This window comes from Natronococcus sp. CG52, assembly GCF_023913515.1.
In the GTDB taxonomy this organism is placed as follows: domain Archaea; phylum Halobacteriota; class Halobacteria; order Halobacteriales; family Natrialbaceae; genus Natronococcus; species Natronococcus zhouii.
On sequence record NZ_CP099391.1, the window covers coordinates 1,178,730 to 1,192,056 of the forward strand.

At 63.6% G+C, this 13,327-nt stretch carries 13 protein-coding genes; 8 read left to right on the top strand and 5 right to left on the bottom strand.

Annotated elements, in window-relative coordinates; translation table 11 throughout:
• Window positions 1-39 precede the first annotated feature (39 nt).
• From NED97_RS06130 to NED97_RS06165, 8 genes are all read left to right on the top strand, one after another.
• Window positions 40-402, top strand: a complete 363-nt coding sequence (locus tag NED97_RS06130) for a response regulator (RefSeq protein WP_252489835.1) — start codon at window positions 40-42, stop codon at window positions 400-402.
• Window positions 399-1,619 carry a chemotaxis-specific protein-glutamate methyltransferase CheB gene (gene cheB, locus NED97_RS06135; RefSeq protein ID WP_252489836.1) on the top strand — a complete coding sequence of 407 codons (1,221 nt, stop codon included), beginning with the start codon at window positions 399-401 and terminating at the stop codon, window positions 1,617-1,619. Before NED97_RS06130 ends, cheB begins: the two co-directional genes overlap by 4 nt.
• Complete coding sequence (locus NED97_RS06140; RefSeq protein WP_252489837.1) at window positions 1,612-5,436, top strand: Hpt domain-containing protein; 3,825 nt, start codon at window positions 1,612-1,614, stop codon at window positions 5,434-5,436. Before cheB ends, NED97_RS06140 begins: the two co-directional genes overlap by 8 nt.
• A 28-nt stretch (window positions 5,437-5,464) precedes the next feature.
• Window positions 5,465-6,070: a chemotaxis protein CheC gene (locus tag NED97_RS06145; RefSeq protein ID WP_252489838.1), complete on the top strand. Its 606-nt coding sequence runs from the start codon at window positions 5,465-5,467 to the stop codon at window positions 6,068-6,070.
• A complete protein-coding gene (locus tag NED97_RS06150) occupies window positions 6,067-7,302 on the top strand; it encodes a chemotaxis protein CheC (RefSeq protein WP_252489839.1) in 1,236 nt (411 codons plus the stop codon). The genes NED97_RS06145 and NED97_RS06150 overlap by 4 nt, the downstream gene beginning before the upstream one ends.
• Entirely contained in the window at window positions 7,299-7,817 is a 519-nt protein-coding gene (locus NED97_RS06155; RefSeq protein WP_252489840.1) for a chemotaxis protein CheD, read from the top strand. Before NED97_RS06150 ends, NED97_RS06155 begins: the two co-directional genes overlap by 4 nt.
• On the top strand, window positions 7,814-8,671 hold the full coding sequence (locus tag NED97_RS06160; RefSeq protein WP_252489841.1) for a CheR family methyltransferase: 858 nt from the start codon (window positions 7,814-7,816) through the stop codon (window positions 8,669-8,671). The genes NED97_RS06155 and NED97_RS06160 overlap by 4 nt, the downstream gene beginning before the upstream one ends.
• A 153-nt stretch (window positions 8,672-8,824) precedes the next feature.
• Window positions 8,825-9,988 carry a hypothetical protein gene (locus NED97_RS06165; protein WP_252489842.1) on the top strand — a complete coding sequence of 388 codons (1,164 nt, stop codon included), beginning with the start codon at window positions 8,825-8,827 and terminating at the stop codon, window positions 9,986-9,988.
• A 13-nt stretch (window positions 9,989-10,001) separates the two neighbouring features.
• Here the strand turns inward: NED97_RS06165 and NED97_RS06170 are convergent, their stop codons facing one another.
• Genes NED97_RS06170 through NED97_RS06190 form a run of 5 tightly spaced genes read right to left on the bottom strand, consistent with a single transcriptional unit; the run spans window position 10,002 to window position 13,326 of the window.
• Window positions 10,002-10,739, bottom strand: coding sequence for a DUF7289 family protein (locus tag NED97_RS06170; protein WP_252489843.1), 738 nt, complete (start codon window positions 10,737-10,739; stop codon window positions 10,002-10,004).
• Entirely contained in the window at window positions 10,739-11,230 is a 492-nt protein-coding gene (locus NED97_RS06175; RefSeq protein ID WP_252489844.1) for a DUF7266 family protein, read from the bottom strand. Before NED97_RS06175 ends, NED97_RS06170 begins: the two co-directional genes overlap by 1 nt.
• Window positions 11,227-12,120 carry a hypothetical protein gene (locus NED97_RS06180; RefSeq protein ID WP_252489845.1) on the bottom strand — a complete coding sequence of 298 codons (894 nt, stop codon included), beginning with the start codon at window positions 12,118-12,120 and terminating at the stop codon, window positions 11,227-11,229. The genes NED97_RS06175 and NED97_RS06180 overlap by 4 nt, the downstream gene beginning before the upstream one ends.
• Window positions 12,114-12,746 (bottom strand): DUF7288 family protein, encoded by a 633-nt coding sequence (locus NED97_RS06185; protein WP_252489846.1) that lies wholly within the window; start codon window positions 12,744-12,746, stop codon window positions 12,114-12,116. The genes NED97_RS06180 and NED97_RS06185 overlap by 7 nt, the downstream gene beginning before the upstream one ends.
• A gap of 4 nt (window positions 12,747-12,750) precedes the next feature.
• Complete coding sequence (locus NED97_RS06190; protein WP_252489847.1) at window positions 12,751-13,326, bottom strand: DUF7287 family protein; 576 nt, start codon at window positions 13,324-13,326, stop codon at window positions 12,751-12,753.
• Between the last annotated feature and the right edge of the window lies 1 nt (window position 13,327).

Sequence of the window (13,327 nt, forward strand, 5' to 3'; positions counted from 1 at the left end):
GGTAGTTGTATCGCAACCAGGGGGATGGTGTACTACTGAATGTCGACAGGGGTGCTCATCGTGGACGACTCTCATTTTATGCGCAATCTCCTCCAGCAGATACTCGAGCAGGAGTACCATATCCTCGCAGAGGCGTCCAACGGTGCCGAAGCCGTCAAACTGTACAAGGAGTACGAACCCGACATCGTCATGATGGACATCGTGATGCCGAAGTGTAACGGCATCAAGGCGACCGCGGCGATCAAGAAGATCGACCCGGATGCCCGCGTCATCATGTGTACGAGCGTCGGCCAGCGTGAAAAGATGAAACTCGCCGTCAAGGCGGGAGCGGACGGATACGTGACGAAACCGTTCGAGGAACCAAGCGTCAGAAAAGCGCTTTCGGACGTCATCGCGGCATGACGCGCGTACTCGTTGTCGACGACTCCCGGTTCATGCGAACGGTCATCGACAACGCGCTTACGGAGGCCGGCTACGAGGTACAGACGGCGACGAACGGTGCGGACGCCGTCGACGCCGTCGCCGAGTACGATCCGGACGTCGTGACGATGGACGTGCAGATGCCCGGTCTCGACGGTATCGACGCGGTCGAACGGATTATGACGGCGAATCCGACCGTCGTTCTCATGCTCAGCGCCTACACGGAGCGCGGCGCCGAGGCGACGCTGGACGCACTCGAGCGCGGTGCCGCCGGATTCGTCCACAAACCCGACGGCTCCGGTTCGAGAAACGTCGCCCACCTCGCCGACGAGGTGGTCGAACGGGTCGGCGAACTCGCGGACGCGGACGTCTCCTCGCTCGCACTTGCGCGCGTGTCGGCGACCGCTCACGCGACGCGGTCCGAGCGATCGGGTCGACGGGCTACCGCGGCGACGGCGGTTTCGGCGACGGGTTCGACGGAGACGATCACCGAGTCGCAGCCACGGCCGGAACGACGTTCCGGAGCGCGATTCGGCGTCCCCGGAAACGAGGTCGAGGTCGATGCCGAGATAGCGGCGAACGAGGCGGCGACAGACGAGTTCGTGTCGAACCCGACGATCGTTCTCGGGGCGTCGACCGGCGGTCCGAAGATTATCGAACGGACGTTCGAACGGTTACCGATCGAACTCGGTGCGAAACTGCTCGTCGTCCAGCACATGCCGGCGGGATTCACCGGCCGCTTCGCGGCCCGTCTCGACTCGCGAAGCGAGTACGACGTCCGAGAGGCCGGAGACGGCGACCGTCTTCGAGCCGGTGAGGCGGTGATCGCACCAGGCGATCACCACCTCGAGATCGCGGCCAGCGTCGGCGGACGGCTTCGGCTTCGACTCGACGACGGCGACCCGCGCCACGGCGTCCGGCCGGCGATCGACGTGACGATGGAGAGCGCGGCCGAGCGGGTCGACGATCCGCTCTGTGGCGTCGTGCTGACCGGAATGGGTCGCGACGGCGCGGCCGGTATCGAAGCCATCGGCGGCGGCGGCGGCCACACCGTCGCGCAGGACGAGGCGACGAGTCCGGTCTTCGGCATCCCCGGACAGGCGATTCGGACGGGTCACGTCGACGACGTCGTACCCGCGGACGGGATCGTCGACGCCCTCGTCGACGTCTTCAGTGTGGAAGGTGAGACCGATGACTGATTATGTGACAGACTTCGTTCAGGAGAGCGAAGAGCAAATCACGGAGTTGAACAACGCGCTGCTGGCACTCGAGCAGTCGCCGGACGACGGCGAGGCGATGGAACAGATCTTCCGGATCGCACACACCCTCAAGGGGAACTGCGGTGCGATGGGTCTCGAACCGGCGAGCGACCTCGCACACGCGATCGAAGACCTGCTCGACGCCGTTCGCTCCGGCGAACTCGACGTCGACGCCGAGACGATGGACGCCATTTTCGACGCCGTCGACGAACTCGAGACGATGATCGGCGAGGTTGCCGACAGCGGCGAAATCGACACCAATCCTTCGGAAACGATCGAGTCACTGCGGACCCAACTCGAGACGGAGAGAAGGACGACGATCGACTCGCTTTCGCCGGCCGAACTCGACGCCGTGCTCGCGCGGTTCGAGCCGCCGGCCGACCCCGACCACGACGCCTACCTCGCCCGACTCGCGATCACGCCTCACGAGGAGATCAACTACGGCGAACTGGTCGTCGAGGCGCTGATCGACGCCTTCGATCTGCTCGGAACCGAGCCCCCGCGAAGCGCGATCGAGGCCGACGACTACGGTGATTCCTTCGATGCCGTCTTCGGCACCCCAGTCGGCGAAGCTGCGATCGCGTCGGGGCTCGAACCGGTCGAGGAGGTCGACGAGTTCGAGATCGTCTCGGTAACCGATCGTCTCACTGCCGTCGAGGAGGTCGAAGACGACCTTTCCACGGACGAGGCCAAGGATCTCGAGGTCGACGACCTGCTCGCGGAGTTCGACGAGTTCGATAACCTGGACGAGCGAGTCGAGGAGTTCGAAGACGACGAACTCGACCCGTTCGAGAATATGGGCGACGCCGGCTCGTTCGACGATCTGCTCGGGGACGAAGTCGACGACCTCGGGCCGGAAAGCGAGCCGACAGCTGGCTCCGACACGGCGTCGACGGCAGCAGCGGACGATTCCTCGGCGGTGGACCCTGACGACGAACCGGATGCAGACGAACCCGTCGACGACGCCGGTGCGGTTTTCGACGAACTGAAAGACGAAGTCGAGATGGTCGGCTTCGACGAACTCCAGGACGAACTCGCCGAACTCGAGTTCGACGAGTTCGACGACGACGAGGAGGTCAGCATGTCGGAACTCCTCGGCGACGACGTCGACGACGATCCCTTCCTCGCCGGCGACCTCGAGGATGACGTTGGCCTCGAGGCGGACGAGGAACCTCTTGAGGCGGACGAGTTAGACCCTTCGGGAGACGAATTAGGCCTCGAGGCGGACGGTTCGGATCTCGAGGACGATGCGCCAGCTCTCGAGCAGCGTGGCGATCAGCAGGACGTCCAGTCTGACGACGAACTCGGCGACGATCACTCTCCGGAACCGGACGAAGCGCCGTCTCCGGAAGCGAACGAGACACGGGCTTCAGCGCCGGACGACGAACCCGCTGTCGACGACGAGGACGCTATCGAAGAGGCGGACGCCGAAGCTGAAACGGTGTCCGTTGACGCGGATTCGGACGCCACGGCCGACGTCGAAACGGCCGCCGACGCCGATACCGAGCCGTCGGGAGCAAACGTAGCGTCTTCGGCAGAATCGGGGCCAGCGGCGGACGCTGGCGACGATCACGACGAGCAACCGGAGATCGGCGACGACAAGTCCGGTACGGAACTCGAGGACGACGGCGGACACCTCGAGGAACGGAGCGACCGAACCGGGGGCGAGGAGGACGAAGTGCCCGAGGACGTGGACGCTGAAGATGCGATCGAATCGGCGTCGACAGCCGGCGAACGACCGCCCGAATCCGATGCTGACGAAGCCGATGTGGACGATACCGACCCGGTCGCAGCGGATCGAACGTCCGCGGACGGTTCCGAGACGGAGTCGGCCACGGCCGCCGTGCCGGACGACTCCGGATCCGAGGCCTCCGCGACGGACGAGAACGAGTCGAGTGTCGCGTCGTCACCGGCCGAGCCGGAGATGGACGACGTGACGGCAATCGCGAACGCCGAGGACGCGCTCGAGACGGACGGCGTGACCGACACCGCTGACGACTCGACTGTCGACCAGTCGACGAACGTTGCCGGTGAGAAAGAGGACGTCGAAACGATCGACGATACCGAGACGGTCACCGACGTGGACGGATTCGATGCGAGCGACGACACGGACGGATTCGACGAAAGCGATGACACGGACGGATTCAGCGGGAGCGACGAGGCTGACACGCTCGAGACGGCGGGGTTCGGCGAGGACGAACTGAACGAATCCGACCCGTTCGACGTCGGGACCGAGGATGCAGACGAGTTCGAAACGACGTTCGGCTCGGAATCGCTCGAGGCGAGCGGTGCGGAGGCGTTCGAGACGGAGTTCGCGGCGTTCGACGGCGAGTCCGAGAGCGAGGAGCCGGACTCGATCGAGTCCGAGGACGACGCAGCCGACGACTTCGAAGAAACGTTCGGTGATCCGTTCGCCGACGACGCGGGATTCGAGACCGACTTCGACGACTCGTTCGCGGACGAGGTCGGGACGGACGACACCACGTTCGCCTCGGAGTCGGATGCATCCGCGGACGGTTTCGATACGGACGCGACCGGTGACGACGGGACGAAAGGACCGATCGTCGACGAACCCGATCTCGAGATTCCGGACGTTACCGTCCCGGAGCGGTCGGATCGGACGCGCGGAGACGATGAAGGTGACGAGGATACCCAGTCGGTTCGCGTCGACGTCGAGCAGATCGACTCGCTGCTCACTCTGGTCGAGGGGCTCGTCACGAGCCGCGTTCGGCTTCGACACGCGATCGACGAGGGGGACGACCTGCGAGCGATTGCGGCGGAACTCGACGACCTGGAGGACCTGACGACGGAACTCCAGGAGACGGTGACGAACGTTCGGCTCGTTCCGCTGAACACGGTTACGAACCGGCTCCCGCGAGTCGTTCGCGACATCGCTCGCGAGCAGGACAAGGAAGTTGTCTTCGAGATGACCGGCGAGGACGTCGAACTCGACCGGAGTATTCTCGATCGGATCGGCGATCCGCTGATTCACCTGGTTCGAAACGCCGTCGACCACGGGATCGAACCGCCCGAACAGCGAGAGAACGCGGACAAACCGCGGGAGGGGTCCGTGACGGTTACCGCCGAGCGGGCCCGTGATCGCGTGACGATTACGGTCGCGGACGACGGGAGCGGTCTCGATCCCGACCGACTTCGGTCCGAGGCCGTCGAGGCGGACCTCCTCACCGACTCCGAGGCGGCCGACCTCTCGGACGACGCGGCCTACGATCTCGTCTTCCACCCGGGACTGTCGACGGCCGACGAGGTGACCGACGTCAGCGGACGCGGCGTCGGGATGGACGTCGTCGAGCGGACGATCGAGGATCTCGACGGGACCGTCACGGTCGACAGCGACCCCGACGAGGGGACGACCGTCACGATGACGCTGCCGGTCTCGATCGCCATCGACGACGTGCTCTTCCTCGAGAGCGGCGGCGAGGAGTTCGGTATCCCGACCAAGGCCGTCGCGGACATCCAGGCCGCCGAAGCCGTCGAGACGGCCGACGACGACTGCCCGTTCGTCTCCCTCGACGAGGCACTCGAGACGCCGGAGGCGAGGACGGACGGCGACGGAATGATTGTCAGAATCCGCGACGATATTCGGTCGATCGCGCTGGGCTGTGATCACGTTCACGGCCAGCAGGAGGTCGTCGTTACGCCGTTCGAGGGCTTCATGAGCGACGTCCCCGGGGTCAGCGGTGCGACGGTCCGCGGGCGCGGCGAAGTGGTCACCATTCTGGACGTAACGACGCTATGAACGAACACACACCCCCACCGAGCAATCCATGACGCTGAAGGTAGACATTCGGAAACTAAGTTTCATAAACGAACTGGCAAAAGTCGGGACGAACGGCGTCGCCGACAACATGAGTAAACTAACCGGCGAGGACGCGCAGATGGAGGTGACGAAGACGAACTTCATCGCCGTCGACGACCTCGAGGCGCAACTCGATCCCGGAAAGCGCGTCGGCGTTCGCGTTCGACTGCTCGACCCGCCACACGGACACATCCTCGTCCTGTTCCCGGAGGCGAGCGCGAAGAAGATCACGGCGATCATGCTCCAGGACGTCGTCGACGACATGTCCGGCGTCTCGGGGAAGATGGCCAGAAGCGCCGTCGAAGAGATGGGGAACATGATGGCGAGCGGCTTCATCGACGGCTGGGCCGACGTGCTCGGTCGTGGGATCGACACCGCCGCGCCGCAACTCGTCTACGCGTCCGCCGGGGACATCGCCGTTCGGACGGCGGGACTCGGCGGCGACGACCTCGCGCTGTTCTTCGACTCCGATCTGACGGTGCCGAGCTATCAGATCGAGGCCGAGATCTACGCGTTCCCGGAACTCGAGGAGTTCGTCGAGATGGTCAACGACCTCGAAGTCACCACAGCATGAAACTCGACGTCAACGTACTCGGGACGTTCTACCGGATGGCTCGAGAGGGAGCCGGACTGGCAGCGGGCCGGCTGACCCACATGACGGGCGTCGAGACGCGAGTCGGCGTGACGAAACTCAACTTCATGCGCGGCCGGGAGATCGGTCGGGAGTTCGCTGACTCGGCGCAGAAAGTCGGCGTTCGCGTCAAGCTCACCGGGGCCATCGAGGGCTACTCTGTCATCGTCTTCGACCGCGAGAACGCCCTTCGGATCGTCGAGACGCTGCTCGACGAGACCGATTCCGAGGAGTTCGACGAGATGGCCAGGAGCGCGACGACCGAGGTCGGCCACATCATGAACAGCGGCTTCATCGACGGCTGGGCCGACGTTCTCGAAGCCGTCATCGACGTCTCGACGCCGGAGTTCGTCGAAGGCGCCTCCGCCGAGCCGTTCTTCGGCGACATCGACGAAACGCCCGCGGAGGACGACCTCGCACTGCTCTTCCAGAGCCGGATCGAGACCGTTGGCACCGAGATCGGCTTCAGTCACTACCTCTTTCCGAAGCGGGAGTCGATGGCACGACTCCTCGAGCAGCTCCGGACGAGTGAGGGTATCGACTACGACAAACTCGACGGCTTCGACCGGATGGCCGAACGCGGTGCCGAGGAGGTCGCCGAGACGGCGACGACGCTGACCGGAATCGACACCAGCGTCGAGATTCGGCGGCTGAACTTCGTCTCGCTCGAGGCGATCCCCGAACAGATCGCAGAGGAGATGCTCGTCGGCGTCGCCTTCGAGTTCGACGGGTTGCCGAGTGGCTACCTGCTGTTCCTGTTCGACGAGGACTCTGCCCACGAGATCGCCGACGCGATGTTGCCGACGGCGGTCGACGAGGACGGGTTCGGCGAGATGCGCACGAGCGCGATCACGGAACTCGGAAACATCATGGCGAGCGGCTTCCTGGACGGGTGGGCGAACGTGCTGGATACGACGATCGATCACTCGCCGCCGGAGTTCATCCACGACATCGGCGCTGCGGCCGTCGACCCCGTCATCATCCAGCTCGGCGAGAACCAGGACTTCGCGTTCGTCTTCGACACCGTCGTGATGGCCGACGGGAAGGAGTTCGACTGCGAGGTGTACGCGATCCCCGACGAGGACGACCTGGAGCGCGCGCTGAACGACCTCGACGTCGATCGAATCGAGGACGCGCCGACGACGGCCGAGTTCCAGGAGCTCGAAAACGTATGAAGACGTACGGAAGCGAACCCGGCGCACCGCAGTCGGTCCAGGTCGGCATCTCCGAACTGGCCGTCAGCGACGGCAACGACACCCTCCGATCCTACGGGCTGGGCTCGTGTCTCGCGATCGCCCTCTACGATCCCGACTCCGAGATCGGCGGCCTCGCTCACACGATGCTCCCCGACGGCGACAACGCCGACAACAGCGACGTCAAGCCGGGGAAGTACGCCGACACCGCGATCCGGGCGCTGCTTCGACGGATGGTCGAGCGGGGCGCCAGCTACACGACCGTCGAGGCGAAGCTCGCCGGCGGCAGCGACATGTTCGAGTTCGAGAGCTTCGGCGACGGCGTCGGCGATCGAAACGTCGCCGCCGCCCGGGCCGAACTCGAGAAACTCGGCGTGCCGATCGTCGCGGAAGACGTCGGCGGCGACTACGGCCGGACCGTCGAGTTCACGCCCGGCTCGGGAACGCTGCTCGTCAAGACGGCGAGCAGCGAGGAGAACGGAGTGACCGAACTGTGAGCGCAGACGAGGCGTTCGTCGACATTCTCGAGTTCGTCGAGTGCGAACTCGAGTTCGCGACGAGCCACTACAACGACAGCTACCTCGATCGGCGCATCTCCTCCCGGATGCGCCGAACCCGAACGGAGACGTATCGGGATTACTTCGCCCTCCTCCGTCGGGACTCCGAGGAACAGGTCGCGTTGCTGGACGCGATGAGCATCAACGTCACCGGCTTCTTTCGAAACCCCGACGTCTGGTCGGGAATCCGTACGGTGCTCCGGACGCTCTCGAAGCGAAACGAGACGGTCCACGTCTGGAGCGCCGCGTGTGCGGACGGTCGCGAACCGTACTCCGTGTCGATGCTCGCTCACGACGATTCCGAGATCGACGACTCTCGCGTCCACGTGCTGGGAACGGACATCAGCGAACCGGCCCTCGAGACGGCCAGATCCGGCGTCTACGAGGAATCCAGAACCGTCGATCTGGGTGACCAGCTCTCCTTTCTCGACGAGTACGCGCAGTACGTCGATGTCGACGGACGTCGGTACCGGGTCGCCGACGACGTTCGACGCAACGTCCGGTTCGAACGACACGATCTGATCAACGACGATCCCAAGGCCGGTTTCGACCTCGTCGTCTGTCGCAACCTGTTCATTTACATCGACAACGACTACAAGCGACCGATGCTCCGGACCATCTCCCGGTCGCTGCACGCCGACGCGTACCTCGTCATCGGTAAGGCGGAGACGATTCCGCCGGCGCTCAAGTCCGCGTTCTCCGTTCAGAACGCCCGGCTCCGAATTTACCAGCAGGCAACGAGCGGGAACGGTCAGACGGGCGGTCGCACCGCGAACCCGAGTTCGCAATCGTAGCGCGTCGGCCGCTTCCTCACCTTTCTGAGACGAGCGTCAGAACGTCAGTGCGTTCTCGACAGCGTTTTCCGGTCTGCAGTCTCTCCGCGGCTACCGAGTCTGCGGAAGGTATCACGAACCCTTACATCGGCGTCCGTCGACTATTCACGAACGATGACCGATCTCGACGTGGATCCGTTCGTCGCTCGCGGCCTGTCGATCGTCGGTTCGACGCCGCCGACGACGGAACGCGAAACCCGTACCTGGCTCGTCGAGCCGTTTCTCGAGGCGCTCGGATGGTCGCTCCGTGACGAAGGATGGTGGACCGATCGAACGCTCGAGGACGCGCGATTCGAGTACGTTCTGGCCGTCGGTTCGATCCCGGCCGTGTTCGTCGCCGTCGAACCCTGCCCGGAGTCGCTGGACGAATCCCGCGTCCCGGAGCTGCTCGAGGCGATGGCGTGGACGGGCGTCGACCGCGCAGTCTACACGAACGGTCGCGAGTACCTCCTGTTCGCCGGGACGACCGACGTCGAGCAACTGGCCTGTCGACTTCCGTCGCTCTCGGACCACGAATCGTCGCTGCGACACTACTCGCGTGCAAACGCCCGGGATCGTCTCGAGCGTGGCACCCGCGAAGCCGTCGCTCGCCAGCTTGCCGTCGAACGGACGGCGATCCGCGACTCGATCGTCGACGAGCTGACGGCCGCTACCGGCGACCGACGCCACGCGGACGAGTTCGAGGCCGGCGCCGAGCGATTGCTCGACCGGCTCGTCGTCTCGTTCACCGACGAGGACCGTGACGCGGTGAGCGACCGGGATGGCATCTCACTCGAGTACACGGGGTCATCACTCTCGACCGACGAACTCGATCTCGACGACGGCGATCGGACCGAAACCGGCACGACGGAGCCACAACAGGACGAGTCAGACTCGAGTCCCGACGTGAATTCGGAACTGGCCGACGGCGACCGGCCAGCGTCCGATCGCGACGACGACGACGGCGAGTACGTCGTTCGCTTCTTCACCGACCGCGGGTCGATCGGTGCGATCGGTCACTCCTCGGCTACGCGGGCGCTCGTCCAGGCGACCGAGTACTGCCTCGACCGCGGGCTCGCCGGAGTCTCGGTTCCCTGGAGCCCGTCGAACGGGGACCTCGAGACGGTCCTGAACGACGAGCCGATTCGCGCCGACGGCTCGCCGATGGGGTCGCCACGGCAGCTTTCGAACGGCTACTACCTCGAGACCGACGGCGACGTCGACCGTCAGGCGAGCCGGGTCGAAGCGCTGGCGTCTCGAGCGGGATTGCGTGCGATGCTGACCGGCGACTGGGAGTAGCGAAGAAGAAGAGTCAGTAGTCGATGTCGACGGTCACGACAGTTACCTGTACCTGGGTAGCATCACAATTGTTCCAGTCATCCTCGACGGATTCCCAGGCTCGGTCGTACGATGTGTCCTCGACTTCGATCGAAACGTCGTCCGAAACGCCGTACGTTGCGCTATTCCGCTCTTCGACGCGCATCGTGAATCCGACGCCGTCACTGCTCTGTATCGATCGGCTGTCCGCGTCGATTTGCACGAGCGAGACGATCGCGGTGTCATCGCGGCAGGTCAGCAGCGGGTCCTCGAGCATGACGCTCCCTGACTCGCTGGCTCGAACGACTCCGCCGCCTTCGTACGCGATCGTCTCGGAGTCGTACTCGTAGTTGAACGTACCGAGCTCGACCCTCTCGTTTTCCACGGTCGAGAAGGCGCTCTTGGTTCCGATGGGGTCACCATCGACAAAAACGTTGATCTCGGTCCCGCCGCTGCCGGTCGTTACCGTCCCCTCCCGGAGCGACAGTTCACCGTGTCGTTTATCGATCGCGTCGTACCGGAGGACGTCGTTGAAGTTGTCCGCGAGGGCGTCCATCGCGCGTTCGCCGTTTCGAAGCTGTTCGCCCTCCTGGTAGCCCTCCATCGCCTGGAAACCGGTCATCGACAGCACTGCGACCGACGTCATGATGATCCCGAAGACGAGCACGAACGAGAGCACCTCCGAGACCGCGCGATCCTCGTCGCCCGTTCCTGGTGTTCGATTTCGTCGCATCAGTTCGCCTCCTCTAGTGTGATTTCGTTCTCGGTATCGTCGTAGACGATTTCGATCGTTCCACCCGAGACCAAACTCCCGTCGTCGATATCGACACCGTCTGCGAGCGGGACGTAGACGACGACGTCGACGTCGGATGCCGACAGCCGGACGCAATCGGTCTCGCCGTCGAGCAAGGGCGCGTCGCAGTCCTCACGCAACTCTACGGTGTATCCCGTGTTCGAAACGGTCCGCGGGTGATCGGCGGTGACTCTCACGTCGTCCGCGCCGGAGTTCTCCATTCGATCGACGTTGTCGATCTCACTGGCGAGTCGCTCACCGACGGTCTCGAGCGACGAGTCGACCGAGCGGTCGGTCTGCGCCTCGAGTACCGAACTTCCGGCGATCAGCAACATCGCGACGAGGATCGTCGTAATCCCGATCGTCAGGACGTGCGTGACGGAGATGGAGACTGCACGGTCATCGGTAGCGAATCGGTCGCCCCTCGTCATTGTCGTTCCTCGTAAATATCCACAGTCTTCGTTTGTCCGTAGGACACGTCGTGCGACTCGTAGGTGATCCTGACCTCGACGGACCATGCTCCGTGGTGTTCGTCTGCGAGTCCCAGATCCTCTTCTCCCTTCGTAACGAGATCGTACGTTCCGCTGATATTGCCGTTCGCATTATCAACCGCGATCGTATCGTACTCGGTAGTCGGATCGATCAGTGACACGTCACAATCGTTGTCCGTCGGAACGAGTACGTCACCAGTAACGAGGTCGACGCGAGGCTCATCGTGATCAATAGCGCACGTGTTCCCCTCGTAGTCCACCTCGAACGCTCCGTTGCTTTCTACGAATATTAGATTCTCGGAATTTCCGCCTGATTCGACTTCTATCTCGAGTTCCCCGTCTTCTCCGCCGCTTTCGAGTTTGTATTCGAGGTGACCGATTTGATTATCGATGTCAATCTCGAGTGGATCGATACTTTTGTCCCGGACGACGGTGGCGTCCTCGTCGACCTCGATGAACTCGATTCGGGCCGTTTCCGGTCGGCTGTTCGCTTTCGAGTTCAGATACGTCTCGTCGAATCCCTCCGTAGCTGCGGTCATGTCCGATTCGTAGTCGGATCGATTCTCCGCGCTCCACTCGAGGTTCCCCTGATGAGCGAGCCCACCGACACCCGCTCCGAGTTCGTACTCGATCGTGTTGGTATCGAGTTCGCTTTGACTCGAGGACCCCGAAGAGAGTGCCTCCGTGTAGAGAATTCCGTTAAATACGACGACGATTCCGAGTACGATGAACGCCAACGTGATCGCGCCGATGAGGATGATCTGACCGCGATCTCGAGAATCGTTAGCACTGCTTTCCTGCCGGTCTCGAGAGCGAACGTCACTTACCATACGACCACCCGTACTTCGACGACGTTGTAGAGAGGATCGTCACCCTCATTCGAGACTGGATACGTACTGCTATTCTCCAATGTCGACGGATTATCACTCGGGGCCGTCAGAATATCGTCCTCGTACAGCGTCACGGTGTAACTCGCAGTGAAGGCGTCCGGCGGCGCCGACCCCTGGTACACCAGTCTGGTCGCGTTGAACTCCCCGCCGTCGTTGGCGACGAGTTCGACGTTGTAGCTGCGACCTTTATCGGCGAATCTCGACTCGAGGATCTCGCCGAGCGTCGACTGGTTCGCGAAGGAGCCGACATCGTACGTCCGTTCTCCATCGGGCCCCGGCTGACTCGCGTTGTGGAACCCTCCCTCTCCGTCATTCGCATCCTCGTCCCAGTTCCGAATCGTCTCCGAGAGATCACCGTCCTGCGCGGCGACGACGAGGGCGTCCTTCGTCTCCTGCTGGAGTTGATTCTGAACCCCTCGATCCGCCGTCCCGCTGGTCGTCGGCATGATGACGACGGACTGGAGCGCGAGGAGGACCGCCATCAGCACGACCATCGCACCGATGAACCCCTCGAGCGTGTAGGCCTGCCCGCGATCGGTTCCTGACGTGGTGTCGCTCTCGAGCATGGTATCACCAGACCCTCACGACGAGCCGATAGGCGGGCTCGTCTTGGAACTCGGTAACGAGTTCGAACTCGTCGCTATCGGCGAACGTAACGATTCGAGCCGAACTCGCCGCGGACTGGTCGTCGTACGTCGCGGTCCCTGTGACGAGCGATCCCTCGTCCTCCTCCTCGAGAACCTCTCCGTCGAGCGTCTCGAGGCGCACACTCACGTGGTCGAAGACGGCGTCTCCGTTCGCCCGTAATCCGAGGTCGATCAGCTCGTCCTCGTCAGCCATGTACGGATCGACGAATTCCCCGCCGTCGATCTCGTTCTGATCTCCCGCGGAGAGTTCGTAGACGAGTCGGTCCGCGATGCGGTCCGCTTGCGCCGTCTCCGCGCCGCCTACCGGAGAGTCGAACGGCGTCGTCAGCGACGGAATGTACGAGAAGACGAACGCGATCGACAGCAGGAAGACGCCGATGCCGACGGCGAAATCCTGGGTCGTCTGGCCGCGGTCCGGCAGCGAGACCGAAATCGTTCTTGGCCGCTGTTCGCATGTTCGTTTCCGGCTTCGATCGGAGGATCGGTTTCTGCGTCTCATG